Annotated in this window: 19 protein-coding genes and 1 pseudogene; 8 read left to right on the forward strand and 12 right to left on the reverse strand. The window is 34.8% G+C overall.

The features are described 5' to 3' along the window. Nucleotides 1-21 precede the first annotated feature (21 nt). The 6 genes and pseudogenes from DXD04_RS15065 to DXD04_RS15090 all read left to right on the forward strand — a co-directional run bounded on the left by DXD04_RS15065 (nt 22) and on the right by DXD04_RS15090 (nt 12,649). Entirely contained in the window at nt 22-1,233 is a 1,212-nt protein-coding gene (locus tag DXD04_RS15065; protein ID WP_117674008.1) for a hypothetical protein, read from the forward strand. A 29-nt stretch (nt 1,234-1,262) separates the two neighbouring features. Continuing rightward, nucleotides 1,263-2,090: pseudogene (locus DXD04_RS15070) on the forward strand (GIY-YIG nuclease family protein). Nucleotides 2,091-2,096: 6 nt separating this feature from the next. Further along, nucleotides 2,097-2,849, forward strand: a complete 753-nt coding sequence (locus DXD04_RS15075; protein ID WP_117674009.1) for a hypothetical protein — start codon at nt 2,097-2,099, stop codon at nt 2,847-2,849. Nucleotides 2,850-2,975: 126 nt separating this feature from the next. After that, nucleotides 2,976-4,337 carry a DUF3945 domain-containing protein gene (locus tag DXD04_RS15080; RefSeq protein ID WP_117674010.1) on the forward strand — a complete coding sequence of 454 codons (1,362 nt, stop codon included), beginning with the start codon at nt 2,976-2,978 and terminating at the stop codon, nt 4,335-4,337. An 11-nt stretch (nt 4,338-4,348) separates the two neighbouring features. Continuing rightward, nucleotides 4,349-6,451 (forward strand): type IA DNA topoisomerase, encoded by a 2,103-nt coding sequence (locus tag DXD04_RS15085; RefSeq protein ID WP_259299572.1) that lies wholly within the window; start codon nt 4,349-4,351, stop codon nt 6,449-6,451. A 12-nt stretch (nt 6,452-6,463) separates the two neighbouring features. Further along, nucleotides 6,464-12,649, forward strand: coding sequence for an N-6 DNA methylase (locus DXD04_RS15090; RefSeq protein WP_117674011.1), 6,186 nt, complete (start codon nt 6,464-6,466; stop codon nt 12,647-12,649). 85 nt (nt 12,650-12,734) lie between these two features. Here DXD04_RS15090 and DXD04_RS15095 read toward each other — a convergent pair whose 3' ends face one another. From DXD04_RS15095 to DXD04_RS15150, 12 genes are all read right to left on the reverse strand, one after another. Beyond that, the gene (locus tag DXD04_RS15095; RefSeq protein ID WP_117674012.1) at nt 12,735-14,261 is read right to left on the reverse strand and encodes a reverse transcriptase domain-containing protein; all 1,527 of its coding nucleotides are present in this window, start codon (nt 14,259-14,261) and stop codon (nt 12,735-12,737) included. Nucleotides 14,262-14,846: 585 nt separating this feature from the next. Next, on the reverse strand, nt 14,847-15,320 hold the full coding sequence (locus DXD04_RS15100) for a hypothetical protein (RefSeq protein WP_117674013.1): 474 nt from the start codon (nt 15,318-15,320) through the stop codon (nt 14,847-14,849). Continuing rightward, complete coding sequence (locus tag DXD04_RS15105; RefSeq protein WP_181977491.1) at nt 15,314-15,895, reverse strand: Panacea domain-containing protein; 582 nt, start codon at nt 15,893-15,895, stop codon at nt 15,314-15,316. The genes DXD04_RS15100 and DXD04_RS15105 overlap by 7 nt, the downstream gene beginning before the upstream one ends. A 112-nt stretch (nt 15,896-16,007) precedes the next feature. Beyond that, nucleotides 16,008-16,280, reverse strand: a complete 273-nt coding sequence (locus tag DXD04_RS15110) for a helix-turn-helix domain-containing protein (RefSeq protein WP_117674015.1) — start codon at nt 16,278-16,280, stop codon at nt 16,008-16,010. After that, nucleotides 16,277-18,337 carry a bifunctional DNA primase/helicase gene (locus DXD04_RS15115; protein WP_117674016.1) on the reverse strand — a complete coding sequence of 687 codons (2,061 nt, stop codon included), beginning with the start codon at nt 18,335-18,337 and terminating at the stop codon, nt 16,277-16,279. Before DXD04_RS15115 ends, DXD04_RS15110 begins: the two co-directional genes overlap by 4 nt. Then, nucleotides 18,303-18,710 (reverse strand): helix-turn-helix transcriptional regulator, encoded by a 408-nt coding sequence (locus DXD04_RS15120; RefSeq protein WP_025019711.1) that lies wholly within the window; start codon nt 18,708-18,710, stop codon nt 18,303-18,305. Before DXD04_RS15120 ends, DXD04_RS15115 begins: the two co-directional genes overlap by 35 nt. 9 nt (nt 18,711-18,719) lie before the next feature. Further along, nucleotides 18,720-19,028, reverse strand: coding sequence for a helix-turn-helix domain-containing protein (locus tag DXD04_RS15125; RefSeq protein ID WP_158556228.1), 309 nt, complete (start codon nt 19,026-19,028; stop codon nt 18,720-18,722). A 401-nt stretch (nt 19,029-19,429) separates the two neighbouring features. Continuing rightward, on the reverse strand, nt 19,430-20,278 hold the full coding sequence (locus tag DXD04_RS15130; protein ID WP_117674017.1) for an RteC domain-containing protein: 849 nt from the start codon (nt 20,276-20,278) through the stop codon (nt 19,430-19,432). Nucleotides 20,279-20,297: 19 nt separating this feature from the next. Further along, on the reverse strand, nt 20,298-21,542 hold the full coding sequence (locus DXD04_RS15135; RefSeq protein ID WP_117674018.1) for an alpha/beta hydrolase family protein: 1,245 nt from the start codon (nt 21,540-21,542) through the stop codon (nt 20,298-20,300). After that, nucleotides 21,539-22,117, reverse strand: coding sequence for an HAAS signaling domain-containing protein (locus DXD04_RS15140; protein WP_117674019.1), 579 nt, complete (start codon nt 22,115-22,117; stop codon nt 21,539-21,541). The genes DXD04_RS15135 and DXD04_RS15140 overlap by 4 nt, the downstream gene beginning before the upstream one ends. A 7-nt stretch (nt 22,118-22,124) precedes the next feature. Next, nucleotides 22,125-22,421 carry a PadR family transcriptional regulator gene (locus DXD04_RS15145; RefSeq protein ID WP_181977492.1) on the reverse strand — a complete coding sequence of 99 codons (297 nt, stop codon included), beginning with the start codon at nt 22,419-22,421 and terminating at the stop codon, nt 22,125-22,127. A gap of 189 nt (nt 22,422-22,610) precedes the next feature. Then, entirely contained in the window at nt 22,611-23,123 is a 513-nt protein-coding gene (locus DXD04_RS15150) for a dihydrofolate reductase family protein (RefSeq protein WP_117674021.1), read from the reverse strand. Nucleotides 23,124-23,882: 759 nt separating this feature from the next. Between DXD04_RS15150 and DXD04_RS15155 the strand changes: the two genes are divergently transcribed. Both DXD04_RS15155 and DXD04_RS15160 read left to right on the forward strand, forming a co-directional pair. Further along, entirely contained in the window at nt 23,883-24,389 is a 507-nt protein-coding gene (locus DXD04_RS15155; protein ID WP_117674022.1) for a DUF2441 domain-containing protein, read from the forward strand. Between the two features lie 158 nt (nt 24,390-24,547). Further along, nucleotides 24,548-25,418: hypothetical protein (locus tag DXD04_RS15160; protein WP_147330772.1), on the forward strand; the 871-nt coding region annotated here is incomplete at its 3' end.

Genomic DNA, 25,418 nt, shown 5'->3' on the forward strand with positions numbered 1-25,418 from the left:
CGCTGTTTGACAACATTTTAATTGATATACATAAGTTTAAATCACTTCAATATTATTGCTCTTATTGCAAAATATCAGAGAGAGAAACTTTTTAGTCAGAGAAATTTTGTGTTGAGTGATTTTAATAAGTATGATAAAGCTATTTGTCGTAATACGGTATCTGGTATTCTAAACAGTTATGCTACAAAAAATCAATGTGATGATGAGTCTAAATTCTTTTACAGTACCAAAATAGAATCACTGGATTCCCAAATGTTAGCAATTTTGATTTTTGGGTTAGAAACAAAGGAACTTCGAGAAGTCTTTCGTCAATACGAAATTTATAGTATTGATATAGACGAAGATGGTAAACAATATATTACGAAGTGTATTAATAATCTCCATAAGAAGGTTTTTGTGAGATACCAGACACAGCCAATAATGGATTCTGTGAAAAATTTGATATATATCATAGGTCGTTGTACTTCAATTGATATTGATGTCTCGGCTCTTTATGAAGTTGTAGATATTATGTGGGGTATAAACCAACAACGATATGAGCTGGAAAATTTTTTGAATGTGGTTATTGATTCTCATAGTCCAACTCCAGAATTTGCCATGCAGTTTCTTTATAAATTATTGGATGATAAAAATGGAAAGGATAGGTATGAATACAATAATATAGTTAAAGAACTTTGTAAGGTTATTTCAAAAGGTAATTTAAAAATAGAGAATATTGAACACTATATTTCTCAAGGTATCTCTGATTTTAATATGTTACCGCTGTATTCTATTACACCAGATGTAGATAAAATGAAATTAATAGAGTACGGTAAAACATCTTTCCAAAAATGTTGGTTTCCTTTATATGTTGAGTTTATGCACAAGACGCAAACTGTTCCTGATTCTCCTGAAGAATTTGAAGAACGACTGAACAATGGTAAAAATAGGATAGAAAGTAATAATGCTATTGCATGTAAGTATTTGGCAGAATGGAAAAAAGATGAAAGATATAAGGAGCTGTGGAATATTATAGATAATTATCGGGATAAAAATGATTGTTTGCAATTCTTCTGTGATCCTATAAACTATGTTCATCCTGAAAAAGTGGAGATTGATTGGATTACTGTATGTTCTCCTGATATTATAAAAGAACTTATGACTAAGGCTGTGTATTCGGAGAAGTTCAAGACTTACATTTCAGATTCACGAATAAATCCACAGTGCCGTCGAGTTCTCATGGCTATTTTTTAACATAAACGTTGATTTTTACTATAAGAATTATGGGCAAAACTGTAACAACATACCTTATTGACGGAGATCCTAAGGATACACAGTACTCATTTATTAGCAATAAGATTTGCCAGATGTTTGTGGTACCACGTTCTAACCTTACATATTTAAATGAACAGGAAAAGCTTCACAAACCTGCTTTTTATATTTTAATCGGTGAAGATGAAGCAACAAAGCCTTAAGCTTATATTGGTGAAACGGAAAATTTTAGAGAACGTGTAAAAGATCATGATAATAAGAAAGTTTTCTGGCAAAAAGCTCTTATTTTTGTTTCAAAGGATGAAGATATGACTAAAGCTGATGTTCAATATTTAGAGTATAAGGCTATAACATTAGCAAAAAAATCAAACTCATTCATTCTAGATGAAAATAAACAGACACCTAAATCACCCAATATGCCTGAACACCAACGTGATGCAATGGATGAATTCTTTGAGGATATTAAATTCCTTACATCATTTATGGGGTGTAATATTTTTGAGGTTTCAGAACCTATAGTTGAACATCTTTTTTATACTAAAGGTAGAGGGTGTAATGCTAAAGGATTTTATAATTCTTCAGGTTTTACGGTATTAAAAGGTAGTATAATTGCTAATTCTTGCGTTTCATCTTTTTCGTGGAAAGACAGACGTGAGAAAATGCTAAATGAATATATTTCAGTTGAAAATGGTTTATTGATATTGGATTCAGATAAAACATTTTCAAGTCCAAGTACTGCAGCTGATTTTTGTATCGGTAGTAGTAATAATGGTTGGCTTGTTTGGAAAGATAAAGATGGAAATACATTAGATTCAGTTTATAGAAAACAATTAAAGTAGAATATTATGAAATTTATTGACATTGTTGCCATTCTAGGTGCTTTAGCATGGTTACCACAGATTATTTCTTGGATATATAATTGGATGAAGAAGCCTAAAATATCAATATATCATGATGGTGAGGCTGAAGTTGGTTATATAAAGAATGGTAATGCCTTTAATCTTAGGTTTTCATTTCTTGCAAGAGATAAGCATGCTTTGATAGATGATATTGAGCTAGTCCTCATAGATAAAGACGGAGCACACCATACTTTAAAATGGATGTGGTATAGTGAAACCTTTTATGAACTTCAAGGACCTGGTGGTAATGCAACTATGGCAAAACAGCAGAATGCAATAGCTATCAATGCTTTTAAGGATGTATTAATTGAGAAATTCATAGGATTTCAATCTGTTGCTTTTTTGGAAAAGAGAAAGCAGTTAGCTTATAAACTGACAACATTTATTGAAAACCAAAAAATTAATACAAATGTAGATGTTGATGCTATAAAATGCTCAAATGAATATAATGAATTAATCCGTTTATATAAAAGCTCTTTATTTTGGAAAGCCGGAGATTATAATGCTGTTGCCAAAATTCATGTAGCAGATACAAATGAAATTATTGAACATAGCTTTAATTTTAGATTATCAGAACTAGAAATAGATACTTTAAATAAAAACGTAGAGTTTGCTAAGTCAGTTATAGACTGTGAATTTGTTGACTCTAGTAAACAACCTACTGGCACTTGGTTATGGGCAAAACCTACTATAAACTAATGGTATTTAATTTTGCGAAAACTTTATTTTACCAATTTTCTCCCATTTTCCCCACTTTTCCCTCACTTGCGTCATCCGCATAAGTAAGCTATATATTTGGTGTTCAAACCCATTAAATTTAGAATTATGGATACGAACACCAATGACTACATCCTTGTATTGGAGGATAAGGAATCGAAAAAGTTATCAGTAGTTTCATCAGTTGATGCAGAAGGTAAGGTACAGACAGTTGAACCACTTGATGCACATTCAGGACAGTTCATGAAATTCAGTGAAAATGACAGTATTTTCAAGAACTTCATGGAGAATTTTACCAGACAGTTTAATGATCCTTCAAGAACTGGATTGTATAGGCTGGTTGCAGACAAAGTGGAAAGTTCTGTAATGATTCTCCAGGAAATGCTTCAGCAACCACAGAAGAATGAAGAACAGCTGAAACTGATGCGTGTGAATCTGGAGGACTATGTTCCAAAAGAACAGCTTGGGCGGGTAAACGAAGAACGTATTGACTGGAATGAGCTTACGGCAATTGGTATCACTCGTGAACAGTTGAAGGCTTCTGGCAATCTTGAAAAGATGCTTGGATGGGGAAAGAGTAATTTGATGCCTATTGCAGTTCCTTTTGGCGATAAGACTATCTATACGGAAGCCAGACTTGCTTTCCGTGAAGATACTGACGGTAATCTTGCACTAGCTATTCATACAATCAGAAAAGAGCCGCGGTTGGACTTTCCTTTCATGGGTGTTGAGTTTTCAGAGGAAGACAAGAAGATGCTCCGTGAAACGGGTAATCTTGGAAGACTGGCTGACGTTACTCCTAAAAACGGAGAGCCGTTCAAGGCTTTCATATCCGTTGACCCGCAAACAAATGAACTGATTGCTTTGAGAGCTGACCGTGTGCGTGTCCCTGATGAAATCAAGGGTGTTAAGCTTTCCGAACAACAGAAGGCAGATTTGGCTATGGGCAAGGCTGTTGCAGTGGAAAATATGATTTCCAAAGCCGGTAAACCTTTCAATGCTCAGATTCAGATTAATGCCGATAAGAAAGGTATTGAATTCAAGTTTGACAATACTACAAGGCAGAGTGTGACTCAGCATGTAAATCAGGAACAGCAGAAAGGTGTTTCACGGAAAATTTGCGGAGTGGAACTTACAGAAAAACAGCAGGCAGCACTTAATGAAGGACGTACACTCTACATCAAGAATATGGTTGATAGAGCCGGACAGCCTTTCAATGCATACGTTAAGTTTGACAAGGAAGAAAACCGACCGAGATTTTACAGATGGAATCCGGACAGGAAACAGGAACAGGGTGAAGCGAAAGTTGTTGCTGTTGCTGAAGGAAACAAGACTCAGGTTGCCGTGAACAATGAAGGCAAGACAAATGAGGCAACTAAACATGTAAAGGAACCTCTGAAAAAGGAACAGTCAGAGCCGACTGAAAAACAGAAGAAAGAGGTTCAGAAGAAAAAAGGTCGTAAAATCTAATCTGCAGTACTATGGGTATGACTTGTATTATTGCAGAAAAACCGTCAGTTGCCAGAGAACTGGCGGCTATTGTTGGTGCAAATAGCCGTGAGAACGGATATATGGAAGGAAACAATTATATTGTTACCTGGGCTATAGGTCACCTCGTTACTCTTGCTATGCCACAACAGTATGGTGTGGAGGGATTCAGAAAAGAGGATCTTCCGTTGCTTCCTGAACCGTTCCGTCTTATTGTCCGTCAAATAAGAAAGGACGGAGAGTATATCAATGATCCGGCTGCAGTCAAGCAGCTTGGGATTATCAAGAATTGTTTCAATCGTTCTGAAAAGATTATCGTGGCTACTGATGCCGGTCGCGAGGGTGAACTCATTTTCAGATATATTTATTCCTATCTTAATTCTGACAAGCCTTATGTAAGATTATGGATAAGCAGTCTTACAGATAAGGCTATAAGGGAAGGGCTTTCAAAACTTCGCCCGGGCAATGAATTTGACAATCTTTATAGTGCAGGCAAGGCACGCAGTGAAGCTGATTGGTTGGTTGGCATAAATGCCAGCCGTGCCTTGTCTATCTCTGCAGGTAAAAACGGATTCTCACTTGGAAGGGTTCAGACTCCTACACTTTCTATTATATGCAGAAGGTATATCGAGAACAAAGAGTTTAAGAGTGTTCCTTATTGGAAACTTGAAGCGATGCTGGATAAAGATGGTATTCTATGGAAAGCTGTATCAGAGACTACTTTCGAGAGAAGGGAAACAGCCCAGTCCGCAGTGAAAGCTATCCTTGCGGATAACATCACCACTGACGGACACGGCTGTCTTTCCGTGTTGAAGGTCGAAAGAAAGGCAGTCCGTACCGAACCACCTCTCTTATACGACCTTACCACCTTGCAGAAAGAAGCAAACAGAAAATACAGCTTTTCAGCGGATACAACGCTGTCTCTTGCTCAAAGTCTGTATGAGAAGAAGCTTATAACTTATCCGAGAACGGGAAGCAGATATATTGGTGATGATGTGTTTGATGAAATCAGTGGACTGATAGAGTTCTCAAAGGATGGTTTCAGTTTTGAAAATATTGTTCCCGTGATTCTAAGACATGAACTGAACAGACGTTCTGTAGATGCTTCAAAAGTAACTGACCATCATGCGCTACTGATTACAGGCAATAAGCCTGAACAGTTGAGTACCAATGAGGATAAGATTTACCGTATGATAATGGCGAGAATGCTCGAAGCATTTTCTGAAACTTCACAAAAGGATGTATTGACTGTTACATTACATGGCGCTGATGTTGATTTTGTTCTGAAAGCGGAAAAGGTAACTTATCCAGGGTGGAAAGCTGTGCTTAATGAAAAAGAAGAGGATGAAGATAAGGAAGTTGAATTTTTGCCTGATTTTAAAGAGGGTGAAAACATTAGAATATCTTCATTAAAAGAGACGGAACATAAGACAAAACCAAAACCTTTGTTTACTGAAGCGACTCTTCTTTCTGCAATGGAGAATGCAGGAAGAGAAATTGAGGATGGCGAGGTAAGAAAAGCTATGGACGGTTGTGGTATAGGAACTCCGGCTACAAGAGCCAATATTATAGAAACTCTGCTTCTGAGAGAATATATCAGACGTGAGAAGAAAACACTTGTTCCTACTGATAAAGGTATGGCAGTCTATGATATTGTTAAGGATAAGCGAATCGCCAATGCAGAAATGACGGGTACGTGGGAACTTGCCTTGGCAAAGATTGAGAATGAAGAGAATGATGCAGCCAGATTCAACCAGGAAATAAAGGATTATACCGGACAAATATGTACGGAACTTTTGGAATCGTCAATTGTCTCAAAGGATAATACAGAACTGCTTACTTGTCCGGTTTGCAAAAATAATTCTGTAAAGATTTATCCTAAAGTTGCCAAATGTACTTCTGAGGGTTGTGAGTTCCGAATTTTCAGGGAGGTATGTGGTAAAATGCTTACTGATAAGGATGTGAGAAGCCTTATCACTCAAGGTCATACTTCTACGCTGAAAGGGCTTATTAGCAAAGCCGGCAAGAAGTTCAATGCCGTACTGATATTAAAGGAGGACGGTTCTACATCATTCGAATTCAAGAACAATAAATAAAATGTATAGCCTATGTCATATAACAAGAAGGTTGTTCTCCGCAACAACATTGAGGCTATACGTACAGTATTGCTTCTTGAAGCGGAAAAAAGAATACCGAGTAAGGAGGAAAGGGAGATTCTAGGCAGATATAATGGATTTGGCGGATTGAAGTGTGTCCTGAATCCGGCAAGTACTTTGGCTGACCGTTCCAGATGGGCAAAATCAGAACTTGAACTTTTTCCTATGGTTCAGGAATTACAGCAGGTAATCAAGGAAGGTGCTGCAAATCCGGTACAGGCTAAACTGCTCATGGATAGTATCAAATCAAGTGTGCTTACTTCTTTCTATACTGATACAAGGGTAACTGATACCATAGCATCAAGTTTTGCCGATAACGGTATCAGGTTTGAAACTTTTTTGGATCCTTCGGTCGGTATGGGTTCTTTTATCAACTCATTCGGGAAAAATGCAGAGGAAAGATTCTGTTTTGAAAAGGATCTGCTCACGGGAATGATAATGAAAGCATTGAACAGTACAGGAAAGGTCTTTCTGCACAATCGTGGTTTTGAGGAAATATCACCTGAGCTGATGAATCGTTTCGACTGTATTTCCAGTAATATTCCTTTTGGTAATTATGTGGTATATGACCGTGCATATTCCAAATCAAAGGAGGAGGCAAAGGTTTTGTCAACTCGTGCCATTCATAACTATTTCTTTGTTAAAGGTCTTGATACTCTTCGGGAAGGTGGAATACTTGCCTTTATTACTTCACAGGGTTTGTTGGATTCACCGTCCAACAAACCTGTTAGGGAGTATCTGATGAATAATTCAAGTCTTATTTCTGCTATTCGTTTGCCGGAAAATTTGTTTACAGAAAATGCCGGAACGGAGGTTGGTAGTGACTTGATTGTTTTGCAGAAAAATACGGGTAAAGGTATTGTTTCCGAACAGGAACGCTTGTTTATAGAAACGGTTGATGTTCCCGATCCTGATAATTCTGATAAGGTGTTGTTTACTCATAATGCCATGTTTGCAACGGAGAGCATGGAGAATTGTGTGGCTACATCAAGAAAACTTTCGACTAATCCTTATGGTAAGAAATGTATGGTATATAACCATGAAGGTGGAATTGAAGGTATATGTAGTGACTTGAAACTAAAGCTGGACAGGGATATATCAAATGAGTTATCAAAAGGACTGTTCTATGGAGATGATGACTATGTGGAGAAACTTCAAGGTGAAATGGAAGCTAAACAGGCTTTTACCTATATGCCGAAGGAGATTGCTGATAAGATTCCTGCCCTGTATGAAACGGATGGTGGACTGATTGGTGATAAGGTAGCTTATATAAGATATTTCATGCCATTTGGTGCATATACTTGTTATGTACTTGAAGCGGATAAGAAAACTGGAGATTTGTTTACACTGACCACAATGGGCTATGGATGGGAACTTGGATATGCTTCTCTCCATGAGATTGAGGAAGTTGAAGTAAGAGGTGTAAGGATAGAACGTGATATTCATTTTGAACCGGCCAAGCTTCATGAAATCCAGGAGTTGAAAGAATATGTCGGTAACCGTTATACTCCTGAAGTGGTGGATGCTGTAGCAGAAGAAATAAAAGAGCCTGTTCAACTTTCTGTTAAGGCTATAGGCGATGCTATGAGAGCTTATGAGTCTATGGCTAAGGTTGATGGAAATACAGAGGCTATTCTTCAGGAAGCTGCAAAACACGGATATATTACTATTTTGTCTGGTTCTCAGGCTCACTGGCTTGATGAAGGTCTTGAACGGGCATGTAGAGAACTGGAGGGAATGAGTTTGCGGGAATGGAGAAAGGAGAATATGGATCCTTCCGTTTATGCCTATATGTATAAGAAAGAGATTGAGGAAGAGGAACGTCAGAAGAGTACGAAAATAGAAAAAGCTCCTGTAGGTGTGCCGGTTCTTACTCTGTTTGATCTGTATGAAAGTGCAAGAACAGATATAGAGTCTCCACGTGAAATGGACGGTCAGACTGTGTACTTTGATGATGAGCATCATCCCATTTCTGTTATGGTAGAGGATGAAGATTATAATCTTCCGGATAAGGCGATACAGGCATGGGCTGAAGAAGTGGAACGGTTCAATCAGGAAATAAAGGCTTCTACTCCTAAGGTTACTCCGGCTCCATCCGAAAAGAAACGTGCTGGCAAAAAGCAAACGGGCAAACAGAAAGCCGGACAAATAAAAGGTAACAACCGGCCAGGCAGAACAAAGAAAGTTCAGACTAACAACGTGCAGCTTGACTTGTTTTCTGAATTGCTTATAGATGATGGCAAGCGTAACATTATACCACCAAAGGTAGAGTCGAAACCGATAATAGATACTACTCCACGACCTTATACCACAATGATGTCTTCGCATCTGAAGGACGGTTCTATAGTAAGGCAAGGTACACAGCTGGGATTTCTGTCGAATACTTCCTTTGGTAATCCAACTTTCAATCCGCTTGATCTTCCAATCGGTCAATTGACAAAATTAGGCAAGTACATTGATTTAAGGGATTGCTATCATCGTTTGTATGACAATGAGAGTGAAACAAGGACGGAAGATAAGGAGGAACGCAGTAAACTGAACCGGCTTTATGATGATTTTGTAGGCTTCTATGGCTTTCTGAATACAAAAAAGAATCTGGATGTGCTGAAAATGGATCCTGGTTCTACTGAGATACTTTTTCTTGAACGTTCACGTGAAGGACAGTTTATAAAGGCTGATATTTTCGACCATCCTGTTTCGTTTCAAGTGAATGAAGTCAAGACTGTTACGACTTCACTTGAAGGACTTGCTGCTTCTTTGAACAAGTACGGTGATGTGAATTTGCCTTATATATGTTCGCTTTTGCCTGATAAGGAGGAAGATGAGATAATTTCTGATTTGGACGGACGAATCTATTATAATCCTCTTGAAGGAGGTTATGAGATTGCAGACAGATTCATATCCGGCAATGTAGTGGAAAAGGCAGAGCAGGTGGAATGGTGGCTAGAGAATCATCCTGGCAATGAAGAGGCAAAAAAGAGTCTTGAAGCATTGAAGGCTGCTGTACCTACGCCAATATCTTTCGGAGAGCTTGATTTTAATTTCGGTGAAAGATGGATTCCTGCAAAGGTCTATGAAAAGTTTGCGTGTGAGTTTTTTGAAACAGACGTAAGTGTGCGCTTTGCAGCAAGTGCAGATGAATATTCTGTAAAGTGCAGCAGTAAAAATGGTAATATTAATCATAAGTATGCCGTCAAGGGCGAGTTCAAGACTTATGACGGTATTAACCTGATGAAACATGCTTTGCATAATACGATACCGGACATAACAAAAAGCAAGACGGTTGTTGATTTTAATGGTAATGAAACTGAAATCAAGGTAAGGGATGGTGCAGCCATTCAGTTGGCCAATACAAAGATTGAAGAAATCCGGAATGGATTTACAGATTGGCTACAGTCGCAGCCGGATGGATTCAAGAACAGGTTGGCAGAAAAATACAACAGGTTGTTTAACTGTTTTGTACGTCCTAATTATGATGGAAGTCATCAGGAGTTTCCGCAGCTTGATTTGAAAGGTTTGGGCTTTCCTGATTTGTATAAGAGTCAGAAAGATGCTATCTGGATGCTGAAGGTGAATAATGGTGGTATATGCGACCATCAGGTGGGAGCAGGAAAGACTGTTATCATGTGTTGTGCTGCATACGAGATGAAACGTCTTGGTATTGTAAACAAGCCTATGATTATCGGATTGAAAGCAAATGTATTTGATATTGCAAATACTTTCAGAAAGGCTTATCCCAATGCCAGAGTATTATATCCCGGTAAGAATGATTTTACACCGCAGAACAGGCAGCGTATCTTTAATGACATAAAGAACAATGACTGGGATTGTATTATCCTTACACATGAGCAGTTTGGAATGATACCTCAGTCTTTGGATATTCAGCAGGCAATTCTTCAGAAGGAACTTGACAGTGTGGAAGAAAACCTGCAGGTTCTTATCGAGCAGGGTAAGGAGGTTTCACGTGCTATGCTGAAAGGTGTGGAGAAGAGAAAGATGAATCTTGAAGCTAAATTGAAAAGTATTGCAGACGATATAGCTTCACGAAAGGATGATGTGGTGGATTTCAAGCGAATGGGTATAGATCATCTGTTTGTAGATGAAAGCCATAAATTTAAAAATCTGATGTTCAACACACGTCATGACCGTGTAGCCGGACTTGGAAACTCGAATGGAAGTTTGAGGGCACTCAATATGCTGTTTGCTATCCGTACCATTCAGGAGAGGACCGGAAAAGATCTTGGTGCTACTTTCCTAAGTGGTACAACTATCAGCAATTCACTTACAGAACTTTATCTGCTGTTCAAATATCTAAGACCTCAGGCGCTTGAAAAGCAGAATATAAACAGTTTTGATGCTTGGGCAGCCGTGTTTGCGAAGAAAACTACTGACTATGAGTTTTCTGTAACTAATGAAATAGTGCAGAAAGAACGATTCCGTCACTTTATCAAAGTTCCGGAGCTGGCTGCTTTCTATGCTGAAATCTGCGACTATCGTACAGCGAAGGATATAGGTATAGACCGTCCGGAGAAGAATGAGATTCTTCATAATATTCCACCTACACCTGTTCAGGAGGAATTTATAAAAAAACTGGTGGAGTTTGCTCGTACAGGTGATGCTACTTTGTTGGGCAGAGAGCCATTGTCACAAAAGGAAGAGAATGCAAAGATGCTTATTGCAACTGACTATGCACGAAAGATGTCACTTGATATGCGAATGATAGATCCGTCATACGAGGATCATGTGGACAATAAAGCTTCACATTGTGCTAAAATGATTTCGGAATATTACAAGAAATTTGATTTTGTAAAGGGTACACAGTTCGTATTTTCCGATCTTGGTACATATAAGCCTGGAGAATGGAGTGTATATTCTGAAATCAAACGTAAACTGGTGGAAGATTATGGTATCCCTTCCTCAGAGGTTCGTTTTATTCAGGAATGTAAGACCGAACAGGCTAAAAAAGCAATGATAGAGGGAATGAATAAAGGAACTATCAGAGTGTTGTTCGGCTCAACAGAAATGTTGGGTACCGGAGTTAACGCACAGGAACGTGCGGTTGCGGTGCATCATCTTGACACGCCTTGGGTTCCTTCTGCTTTGGAGCAACGTGATGGCCGTGCTGTTCGTAAAGGCAACTGGGTAGCCAAACAACATGCTGACAATAAAGTTGATGTGATTGTATATGCTGTAGAGAAGTCTCTTGATTCATATAAGTTCAATCTGTTACATAACAAGCAGTTATTTATTAATCAGCTAAAGACTAACAGCTTGGGTAAAAGAACCATTGATGAAGGAGGAATGGATGAGCAGAATGGACTTAACTTCAGTGAATATGTGGCTATTCTTTCTGGCAACACGGATTTGTTGGAGAAAGCCAAGTTGGAAAAGAAGATTACGGCACTTGAAAGTGAACGTAAGAGCTTTGCCAAGGAACGTGATGAAGCAAAATTCCGTTTGAATACTATTGACAAATCTATTGACTTTCATACAAGGCAAGCGAATGAAGCTAAAGCAGATATGGAGCAGTTTAACCGTCTTGCACGTAAAGATAGTGACGGTAATTTGCTTAATGACTTAAAGTTGAATGGAATAGAAAGTCAGGATGTCAAAGTCCTTGCAGCAAAGCTACAGGAGATTTCTAATAAAGCCAGAACCAATGGTGAATACCATCAGATAGGTGAGATTTATGGCTTTCAGGTGGTCGTAAAGAGTGAAGCATCCCAAAAGGATATGTTCGATTTTGTGGATAACCGTTTTATGGTTAAGGGTATGGGAAACATATACTATACTCATAATAACGGTCATTTGGCAAATGATCCCAAATTGGCTTGCATGAACTTTCTGTCCGCTTTGGAAAAAATTCCCAAGGTAATAGAAAACCATGAACGTGAGCTTGAAAAAGTAAAACGTGACGTTGAAACGTATAAAGCCATAGCTTCAGGTGAATGGAAAAAAGAAGGTGAGCTGAGAAAACTGAAATCTGAGCTTTCTGAGCTGGACCGCAAAATTAGTCTTACTATTAATAAGAATAAGGATGATGGTGATAAGGAACAAGTGGTTAAGACTGATACCTCAGGAGAGGTTTATAATCGGATTGACAAGGGAAATGATGGGGTTAAGGTGAAATTGAGATAGAAAAATAAAATGGATTTAGTTTACCATATACTCTCGGGAAAACTGATATATTGGGCGTTATTCCCGAGAGGCATTTAATAAAACTTTATTTCCTGTTTTGGATACTGGTAAAAATTCTACCACCATAATTGTAATATTCGAACCATTGTCTTTTAGATATAGAACTATTAATATCCTGTTTTGCTTTAAGTATCAGTGCCTTAAGAATAGGTTTGTTACGTTTTAATTGATGTAAAATTTCTTTTGATTCACAAATTGCAGCAGATTTAATAATATAACTCCAGTAATTTCCATAAGACCTTTTACCTGTATAAAAGAACTTCTTTGTTTTCTTATCACGTTTACGGATTTTATGGCATTTGCTACCAATAGGAGTATATTTTTTAAGTATTTGATTAACAAATAAATGTCCTAACGTATTATCTTTTTTGTAAATAGCATATTTCTTTTTACGGTCAATACTTTTGCGCATTTTAAGATAGTAATGATTTATTCCTTTATTTTTGATTCTAATAGACTTACCATCAAACGCAAATCCTAAATATTCAATACTTGAGTATTTCTCCTGGTTTCTGACGCAGGTTTCAAGCTTACAGTTTTTGTAAACTTGGTATATTTTAGTCTTATCTTCAGAAATTGTTAGTTTGACATTTTTTATTTCTATATTTAATTTATTAATACAACCATGAGTATTACAACTTGGACAAACAATCATAATATCATCGGAATATCTACGATAAAAACCACCTAATGATTCAACATATTTTGAAAGCTGCCAGTCAAACCTATACATATAAATATTAGCAAGGATTGCGCTGATAGGCAATCCTTGAGGAATACCAACATTGGGTTGGTTTAATCTTATTAGACCTTTAGAACGAATAAATGATATTTTATCTTTGTTACAGAAGGCTATAACATTTTTATTTCGAAAATACTTCATGTTCTTTACCTTCCTTTCTATGTATTTATTACTTTGGGGTTTTGAACAAATCATTTTGTCTTTAAACAACTCAAATAATTCCTGATTGTTTATATAAGAAAAACGAGTAACATGTTTAAAAATGTTATATTCGTCAATGCCTAAACTCATCTCTCCACAAATGAATTTCCACGCTCTTTTTAATAATGTATGGTTTATGTTATCAAAAAAAGAATTTATGTCTGTAACAATGACAGATAGAGAGGTATGTACAGATTGCTCTTTTATAAAATTGAATGCTTCTTTAGCAAAATCAATATTACATTTACTTCCTTTTGGTTCTTTTGGTACAGAACGATATGCAATAACATTGTTTCCTAAATTGTTGTTTTTCAGAAATATTTCATATTTCTTACTTAATTGTTGAGCATAGTAAGAGTATATTAATGAATCAAAATGTGAAGCATAACTAATATGACGTATTTTGGTTTTCTTTCTAAATTTACCGTCTGGGCAAAGTTTATATTTGAATGTTCTATGTTCCCTTCTAATCAACGGTAAAAAAGCATAATGTGATATTTTGATTTTATTATGAATAAATTTTTCAATATCATTTCTTTGATTAGGTGATATGGGAAGACCAATATGTGGATATCGTTTAAGCTTAAACCAGCTTTTATTTGCTTTCATTTTTGTGTATTTAGAAATAATTCCTTATCTGTTTATATAGAAAGTATATATTTCTTTATGAGAATTCATTCTAATGGCCACATAAAAATGATGTATCAATTAAATCTTCTCCAAATAGAAATACCATACCTCAGAATATAAAGTATAGAGCGAGTAAGAACGGAGTTTAACGTAAAATATTACGTAGCCTTCGATGAGTAAACAAGAGGCCATGTTAAAGACCTCACCCCTAAGATATTTAGAATAATATCCTTAACTTTGTTTATAAATATAATCATAACCATAACAGCCATGAATACAGATAAACTCGGTAAATTACTATCTAATCTTAGCAATATTATCACAATATTATCTTTCCTTTCAGAAATTATATCGTTAAATATTTGCTACTTTAGAAGTATTATCCTTTTGCACCAATTTGCAAAAGCTGATGAAAGTTCACTTTAAAGATAAGCTTCAGAAATCTCACTCGCTCTAAATGTATTCAAAGTTAATAATATTTTTTATTTTATAGAGCTTTTGACAACCCAAAAAGTAAAATAAAATCCTTTAGCTGTCACATTCTTAAAATAAGGTCTGTTAAATTTACAGATCTTTATTTGATGAGAAAAATACTTCTAATACCTGCTCAAAAATCGGTATATACTTTCGTGGAGTTAATGGACTTTTTGAAAAAGCATAAATCAAATTTATGTATTCTTCATCCGAGAGAACTCCTACAACCTCGGCAGACTCAAATGACTTTAGAAGATTTTCCTGTTCACCTTCTCGAAAACAATAATCAAACGGGATGGTAGTTACCAGTGGAAAAGAGAAATCCTCGTCAGAACCATATTTCTTTCCAATGCACCTGTTGGCTTCAAATACGTACGATACAATATCCTGTCCTCTGTAGTTCTTGCCGTGTTTCGGTGATAAGCTACCGGAACGTTTTCTTGAAGTAGGAAATACGGCAACAACGTTCAGTTTTTCACTTCTATAGAGGGAAATCAGATACTTGTTTTTGGGAGGATTTGTAAAGGTGCAAAAACCGTAGATAATATTCTTTGCCCTTAACATACCGATGTCGCATTACAGAACTGCATATATTCCAGTGCATCCTCAAAAACTTCTTCTTTTTCTTCGTCACCTTCAATAAGACGGTTCAGATGAATTTCACAGTCAGAACGACCTGAATCTGAAAAAGTAAGATTGTTTTCATTCACTACTTTACTCCACAAGGTATCATCAAGATGGGTAATGTCGGTAAGCTCATCTGCTGACATGGATCCGTATGTAGAAATGATTTTATCAATCATATCCATTTCATACTGACTGTAGAGGTTTAGCTTTTCTTGTGTAAGAATACCACTAACCGGAGATACTTCACATTTGTCTTCGTTGTTACGATGGCACTGTACATACTCTGAAAATGATCCGTTCTTTACATCATATACTTCAGGTGCAACAGGGCCTTTTTTCCATGCAAAGTAACTGAACCAGGTTAGAGGGAATCCTCTTTCGATAGTGAATTTTTCATCTGTAAGATACACCAGCTTCAATAGCTTCCTAAGGGTTATGTTAGGAATTCTTTCTGCGAGGTATGCTAATAAAACCCCATTCTTTTCTTTATTTACTGTATATCCAAAGCTCATAATGCTGTTTTTAAAGTTGTAATATTCTAATAAATAACTGTTTGAAGATATTATTAGCGTTTGCAAAATTACAATTATTATCGTATTCCGCAAAACGTTAATACTTATATTCTTATCGTCTTTCCTTTTGATGTGCAAGAACATCTTTTGCATAAAATAATCGTCTGCCACCAATCTTTACCGAAGTAACTTTTCTTTCGTAAGCCCAGCGGTAAACGGACTTGGGGGCAATTTTGACTATTTTGGAAACATCCACTACATCGAGAAGAGTATCCGGACCAACCAGCAGTTGGCTCTTCTCCAGATTGCTCAATGTAGTTTCTATGGCTTTAAGGCGGGTAAGGATTTCTTTTATCCATACATCCATTTCTTCATCATTATTCATAGGCTGATATTCCCGGTTATGTAATAATTATTGGAGTCTTGCGACAACATTTCGTTTTCTTTCATGTATCGGATATAGCTTTTGGCTGTACGTTCTTTTACGTCAAGCATATCCATTATTAGTTCTGTCAAGTCATTGTAAGATACCTTTTTTCGTGACTTGAATATCTCTTTGGTAATATTGGATAGTTCTGTACGTTTTCGCTTTTCCTTATCTTCGATGGATTTTTCTCCGGCATAGACGTGCATGTCCTTTGTTTTGTCCCATGTAAAGAGTAACATGGGAACATCAAGAGGGCTACCATCCCTTACTTTGATAGCTTTTACAACTGAGTAAGCAGGATTTTCATCTTTCTCAATGGAGAGGATAGCAGCAGCCTTTCTTTGCAGTTCTGAACCAATATGTCCTCTAAGTTTGATTCCATTGGGTACGAAATGCAGAACACATATTATACATGTTTTGTATATACCTGCAAGTCTGTACAGTTCGTCAACAATGGCTATACTTTCAGTTTCATCATTTGCGGAGCGGATTAGGTCTGCTATTCCGTCTATAACGACAAGGTGTATTCCTCCCTGGCGGTGATAATACAGGTCCATGCTGTCCCTTATAATCTGTAGCCTTTCTTTCCTGGACATGGATGCCAGATAAAATGTGTGATATGTTTCCGGAACAGAATCAATGCCTACTCGTTTTAAAGTCTTTGAAAGGTTCTTGTAGAGCTGATACTCTGATTGTTCTGTGTCATAATGAAGTATTGCTTTTTGATTATAGTTTGGGCAAATATCCAATCCTAATGTATCAACAGAAGAATCAGTTGTTTCATCTATCAATGTTCCGGCTATAATGGCTGAAATAAAGTTGCTTTTACCAGTGCCTTCACCTCCGGTTATACAAAACAGATTATCGTATGTTCCTAATGGTACATCATTGACTGATACAACAGTTTTAGAAATTTCAGGTGGATTGTTATAGTCCATTTCGCATGATTTGAGTAACATGAGTGTATGAGAATATAGTTTTTCCAATGAATTTGTGATAAGTTCCCGTAAATCTGATGCACTTTTACCAAGAGCAAAGAAATCCGATATATCTTTTTCCTTTTTACTTCCTGATAATGGCAGTTCCAGACGTATGACATTATGGTCTGACAAAGCATTGTAATGGCGTAGAGATTCCCTTTTACCTGTCTCATCAGAATCGTATAAAATGATGATGTGTCTGAATTTCCTTTCAAGCATTTCTATCATGGTTGTTGGAATAGATGCTGTTTCACTGTTGAAGCAGACAGCAAAAAATCCTTTTGAATAGAGTGACATCACGTCTTTTTCTCCGCCTGTTATGAAAACAATATCTCCTTTGTTGGGGAGTTGTTCCAGTCCAAAGCAATATACTTCAGGCATTTCACCACCATACAGAAAGCGCATTTTGTTATTTAATGGTCTATAAAGTTTTACATATCCATTTCCGTTATAGGCAAAAATGGGATCTAAATCTGATGATTCTATTTTGAATGGCTCATTATTCCTGTTTATGCTTTCGTATGATTTTACAGATGTTACATGATAAAGCCTTAATGTGGAGAGTTTTATGCCATATTTTTGCCAATATCCAAGTTCGGTAGATGTGAATTGTTTTGATTCGACTTTGAAAGAACTTGTATTCTTTTCTACTGCTATATTTGGAGAAATATTTTCTTTGGATACTGTTGCCGTTTTTGCTGTAGTGGTGGTGTATGTTCCTGTTGTACTTGGTGCAAGATTAAGATTCAAGTCTGAGTTTATAAGACTGACTATATTGGAAAAGTCGGATTTGACATTCCAGCCTTTTATTGTGGCAACGAACCAGAAACAATCGCCGGAATAACTTTCGTCACCAAAGTCCTTCATCTTGAAGGTGCGTGAATGTCTGTCAAAGTAGATGTTACATGAGGCATTTTTATCATCATATAACGGATTCTTGAAGTTTTTTCCCGGTCGGAAATCTATCCGAAGATAATATTTGAAAACATCAAGTCCCCTGTTAGTACGGTCCAGTATTTCTTCCTTGTTTATCATTTCGTCTGTCTTTGCTCATGTAACTGTTTAGAATTATGTTGTCCTTGAATTCACTAAGCCTTCTTAAAGCTTCTTCCTTTGGCATTGCCGGCACTTTAATCTGATAACATTTAATTCCCACAAAAAGCGAATTGTAGAAATATCGCACATCGCCAGATTCAGCATATCTGTATCTGATTATGCCTTTCTTTCTCCATCTGTATAATGTGGACTCAGATATGGCAAGTGCTTCCATCACATCCTTTGAACTTAATTCTAGGGCATCATCTATTTCTTTACTTAGGGTAGTTGAACGCTCAATATAACTCTCAATACGGTTCAGCTGCTCTTTCAGACTTTGAAAGGCTTCACTATCAATGGTAATTACTTCCATACTTTACTACTATTGGTGACCTAATATTTTAAATGCTTCATAAATTCTATTCAAGTCTTCTTGGGAATCTACATTAAGGGAAATGCTAAGTGAAATCTTCCTTTGTTTGGATTCACTTGCATCACATGCAAATAGCTCACCAATAGTGATGTCTAAAATATCGCAGTATGCCTGTAATTGCTCTACTCTTGCTGAACTACAGTCCGTTTCAATTCTGGATACTGTAGATGATGAAACTCCCATATTTTCAGCAACATACTCTTGTGAATAACCCTTTGCATCCCTTAATTTCCTAAGTTTCTGACTTATCTTTTTCATATAATGTAAATTTAGGAAGGACATCCAATAGGTTATGTTTCGCTATATGCAAAAAACTGCATCGTTTGCAACATATAATTCATCATATGCATAATGATTTCGTTAATCAATATAATATCCAATGAAGATGTGAGTATAGAAGGATATAAATTAAATTCTGTTCTTGTTTGTTGCTTAAATATTATTGTTCTCATATTGCTGACTAATTTGTTTTTTGCAAAAGTCGGAATATGTGAATGATAAAAAGTCATGGTTTATACCATCATGGTAAAAATAAAATAAAGGCTTATTTCTTTTATTTTGGCTTATAAAGTGGAGTAATTCTATGTACAGTAAATACAAATAAAAAAATACCATGTTGGTATAAACACGGTATTTTATCATATAAAATTTATGAGGCCTTATCTTATATCATCCTCATCCATTCTTTTAGAAAGATTTTCTATCAGTTTATTTAAATAGGAGGTACGATCTTTACGTTCTTTCATAGCTATATAGGCATCATAGTAACCTCCTAGATCTATATTGAACATCGTGCTAAGATAATTCATGAACTCTTTAATTTCAATATTTCCGTGGTTTATATCTCCGGAAGAAACTAATGCATAGCCAAGTTCTATTAATGCTGCTTTTTTCCCTGTAAAACGAATAGGTATTTTAGTGCTGATGCTTTGGTACTGTTTTCCTATATGGTTCTCATTATCGAGTTTTTGTAATTTCTTGTTGAGATATATGCGTAACATCTCATTGGAAAGTATTTTGGCGACTTTATAATCATAGCCTGTCGAAAAATTAGGATCTTTGTCAAATAAAGTACTATCTGTACATAAACGAATATCTGTTTTCCCTCGCAAAAAATAATGTTCATCATAGGTAGTTGAATGAGAACGGTAATATTGGTAAAAGTCCAAATTGCGATTGAAGAAATATGTAAGATTATCTAACTCTTTATTTATGTATAGTTTTATTACTTCATTGCTACCTGTAGGACATTGGGTTTCAATACGATAAATTTTATGAAAAAACAGTAAGCGGCTTAATAATTCAGGTTTTTGATTTTTGAAAAAGAATATTTCTTCTTCCTTAGTGGGGAATGTATAAGTTTGTAGTTTAATTCTTAAATTGGTTAAAATATTTTGTAGCCGATATATCATAGAGAGAGAGGTTTCAATAATGTCATATCCAAATAGATCGATTTCATCTATCATTGAGTCTACTTCTGATAATATTTTATTGAAACACTCTTTCATTATTTTACTTAAGTATAAATTATAATTTATTTATCCAATCGACAATGTCTTGAAGAACCTCTTCTGAACAAGTTTCTTCAATGTTATAGTAATCAAGAGAATTGTTTATTTGACAATGCTGAAACAAGTGATTCAAGCCTATATATTCTTTAAACACATTCTTTTTGTTTTTTTTGATTAGTTCCTTTTTTATAGCATTAAGGTTACTTGTTGATATTACTTGCATATCATTACTACCATTAATTGCCATTACAGGAATTTTTATTTGTGAAATAGTAGAAGTTGGATCATAATCTATAAAATAGTTTAGCCAACTATCTTTAGGATTCATACTTACTTCAGCTCTTACAGATTCTACAGTTCGATTAGCTGGTTGACCATAAAGCTTTAATGCGGCATTTTGTTGTTCAGCTAACAGTGTATCACCTTTTATTCCGGGACCTGCCATACTTATGATAAAATCGACTTTACTTTCAGCTCCTAACATAAAAGCTATTAAACCACCTTCACTGTGTCCTAATACTCCTATTTTGCCAAATTTGCCACAATCTTTTAACCATTGTAATCCACTATCTGCATCATCTGCATAATCTTGTGAAGTACATCCACTGCGCTCTCCAGTTGATTTACTTACACCTCTGTCATCATAACGTAATGAAGCTATTCCATTTTTTGCTAAATAGTCGGCAATAACCAAGAATGGCTTATGTTTAAAGATTTCTTCATTACGGTCTTGTGGACCACTTCCGGTTATCATTAAAACAACAGGTATTCGTTTTTCTTTAGAATATTCTTTTGGATAAGTCAAAGTACCCGAAAAAACGGCATTTGCATTTTTATTGGTGAAGCAGATCTCTTGTGTTTGATAATCAAAAGGTGGGAATGGTTCTTGCGGGCGATTTGGTTTGTCAATCTCTCCCTGCTCCAAGTCCATAGGAATGGAAACCCCATTCTGTTTGAATAAGCCTTTGATTTTATCTTGTACCAGTTTGCCATTATATGACATTCCAATCGCAGGTAAATGTAAACTTATAGAATCTTGGGTAAGTAGTGAAAGATTGATGGGCATATCTGTAACACTTTGTTGTGGTATATCCATTTTTCCAGAAGGCTTTCCATTTTCGTCTTTATACAAATGAAAAATAAGGCCTAATTTTTGTCCATTAAAATTTAGATTACCATGCCAAATCCCATCAATTTCTTGTGCATAAGATATTGTCGAATATATCCAAACGGCAAGTATCAATAATAAGTTTTTTTTCATAATTGTTTCTTTAAAATATTTCTTTTTATAAGTATTGTTCCTGTTAAATACAGAATACTTGAAAAAATGAGGCTTATAGGAATAAACCAATAACCAAGAATATCATTCATTGATGAGTCCATCTCAGAAGTATATCCGATAAAGAACTGTTCATAGTTATAGAAAAATCCAATGCTATTAGGCATAAAAATTTTAAGTATTGATAATATGAGAAAGATTATACTGAATAAGTATAAAATCCCAGAAATCAGATATTTTCCAGTACGAACTATGCAAAGAGTTGCGTATTTGATAATTTTAAGAGGATTTCCTTTTATCAGATTTTTTTTCAATCGAGCTTCTGATATATATAATTGAGCTATTTTTGTTGGGTTGCCCAATTGGCTTAAAACCTTGCCTAAACGTTCTTCTTCTGATAATTTTTTGTCTTGCAGCATACACATGCTTTCATATATATGTGAAGCTAATTCATTTAATATATCGTCTTTGGTCTCATTATCCAATATATTAAGGTTATGCTTTAGTTCATGCATATAACCTAAATATTGCTTGCTGTTTTGATAGTCTGTATTCATTTGTATTCTAAATTAATTGTCCTATACGCTTTGTAATATTTAGATAATAGTCTGTAAGATTAACTATATATTTTCTACCAATCTCTGTTATTTTGTAATATTTTCTTGGCATACCACTATCTTTCTGTACCCAGTATGGCTCAATTAATTCATCTTTACATAATCTCATTAAGATTGGATAAATAGTTCCATCTGCAACCTCAAATCCAAGAGTTTTCTCTATTTCTGAAGAAATTTGGTACCCATAACTATCTTGTTTACTTATAATTAGAAGTACAACAAGCGGAAGTATTCCTTTCTTCATCTGTGTTATTAAGTTATCTTGTAGCATAATTATTTATAAATACATTGTATTACTATGTATATCGTACGCAAATATATGTTGTTCTTATGGGATTCCCAAATAAATATTAATGTTTTTAATGAGAGACTATTAGAAATTCATAAAACTATAGCTGTAATACTTTGTCTATTAATTTTTACTTTTAAAATATTAATCGTAAGTTTGATAAGTAGAACAAATTATATTGCTATTTAAAATGTTACTTGTAATAAGTTTTAAATCGCAATTTGGTATATCATGAAAAAGTTTTATGCCTTTTCCTAATAATTTAGGAACTGTATAGATTGTTATGTAATTTATTAGCTTAGCTTTTATTAAAGTAGTTATTAAATTGCCGCCACCAACTACTAATAGATTTGTTTTATGTCTTAATTTATAAATTTCTTCCAATTGTTTGTTTACTAAGAACTTTACTCTACAATTAGGCGTAATATTGGTATTATGATGTGAAACTACAAAGGTTTGTTTATTTGTATATGGCCACCCTCCCCAGTGATCAAATATATAGTGGTAGGTGTTAGCTCCCATAAGTAGTGAATCAGCTATGGCGTACTGTTCATTAAGAATTGATTTAATTTCATTGGGAAGCCATTCTAATTCATTGTCTGAAGTAGCAATAAATCCATCAAGAGATACGGCAATGTGTGCTTTAATCTGTTTCATGTTACTTGTAATTAAACAGTTAAACAATATGTTTTACTGTTCACCAGTATCCAAAAAAGAAGCGTGGCTCTTACACTGCTTCAATGCGAGGTACTGGCATACCTAAACGAGGAACAGGCAAGACCACGCTATGACAAGGCATAGCATATCCTGCGCTGAATATCCCCTCGTTTTGAAAAGTGCCAGTTTTCGCATTGGGACGTTCGGCGAACGTATATGTTATATATAAAGACGACTTTAATGTAAATTTATCATTAAAGCGCCGTTATTCTCTTATGTAAGTTTCGCAAAGTTAACAAAATACAATAATATATGCTACTTTGAAGTAAGGAATCTATTATTAATGGTTTGTATTTTGTGTAAATAAGACATTTTAAGATGTTTATTTTAAGTATTTCTTTTGTGAACTAACATATTAAACGATAGTGATTTTATTTTTTTGGTAAGATATCTATTTATAGTAGATTATTAATTAGTTTTTATCTTATGTGGTGAAGTTTATTTTTGATTTAAAAAAAATCTATTGTGCATTATTATAGTTTGTTACGATACTATACACTGTAGGTGGTGAAAATAGCATATTGGGGTATATACTATTCAGAATTTATTAATTTTGAAGATACTAAAATGAAAGATATATAGGAATAATTGATGAAAAATGTAGCAAAATAATATGGATGAAAGAATTTTTTATATCACTTTGGGAACTAATTTTTAGAATTATTATATTTGGATTAAATTTTAATTCATAGAGAACAAATGCTGGAAATATTAAGAAATGTAGATTATAACCCTCATTTTTTTCATATTCATACATTTAATAGTGAAGAAGAAAAATGGAGTGAGGGGCAAATTATATCCACTCAAAATCGTGGTAAAAGAACTTTTATAAATTACCCTAAGAAGTTTAGAGAAGAAGAATTCGAGAAGATTAGACAAAGGTCATTTGAAAACTTTCCTTCTAGATATACATGTTTATTTTTATCTGAAGATATGGATACTGCAAAATTCTGGTTAGATAAACTTTTTAATAGGTGTAATTTTATTCAATTTGTTGAGGTTGAATTGTTATCAGGTAAATATGTATATGTAGATGAGCAGATATACAATATTGAGAATTTTTCTAAAGATTTAATGATTGAAGAGGCAAATAGTTATTGGAGTGGAGAGGAAATTGAAAATAATCGGATCTTGACTATTTTATTTGAAGGGCGATTTAGAGTTTGTAATGTTAAAGATATACATAATATAAATGATATATTATAGCATTAATTCATTTAGGAGGAATATTTATGTTTACTACGAAAAATATATAAGGTGTATCGAAATTTAATAATGGTAATACATCTATTAAAAATGATAGAAGCTGTGAAATAACAATTAAATTCTCAGGAAGATATTTATAATGTAATCATATTATAATTATGGAACAATCGCTTACAGGAAATATTGATTTTCTGTTGACTTTAGATACGACTAATGGACAACATACATTCAATGCTACTATTATAAACATAGAAAAAGAATTTAGGATTTATCTTTACCCAGATAAAACAGTTTCATTTAATGAATTAGTAAAACAATCAAGATTCTGGAATGATAAAATCCCTTACTTTTTGTTCGGAAAGAATCTTATAGTAGAAAATGCTCAAATAAACGGAACTGAAATTGAGCTTGATTTATCAAGAGCCAAACTAATTACTTCACAAACTATTGTTTCTTCGAAGAGTAATGTATTCTATTTTATCATAGATACCTATCAATACCGATACACAGACATGAGTGTTCAAAGTAAAGCTTCATTTTATCTAAGTTTCCCAAGTAACATGTTGGTGGACGATTTTCATTTAATAGAATATGGGTTAAACAATGAAGACAATAAATCCATTCCTTTTGAAAGCAACATTGCTAATATAGATTTTACAATCTTACCCAATTTAACTACTAATCCATATACAGCAGTTATTCAATATCATATATTTGATTCAGTTGAAAATGTTATTGAAAAGAATAATACATTATTGGATTTGCTTTCATTTTATTATGGTATCCCCATAGAAACCTTATCAATAATTGTAAAACAAAATGGATATACTTATGTAATTTATAAACAACCAACATATAGGTTAATGCAAAATTCACCTAAAAATATGAATTTAGCTTATCTTAATTTATATAGTTTTAATGATTTTGCAAAGGGTATCACCGCGGATTTCTCAAATATCAAAGCATTGCATACCACAATACATATTCCGGAGCATACCCGTTCACTTTCCGGCAGCTTATTAGGGTATA

Source organism: Phocaeicola plebeius (genome assembly GCF_003437535.1).
In the GTDB taxonomy this organism is placed as follows: Bacteria; Bacteroidota; Bacteroidia; order Bacteroidales; family Bacteroidaceae; genus Phocaeicola; species Phocaeicola plebeius_A.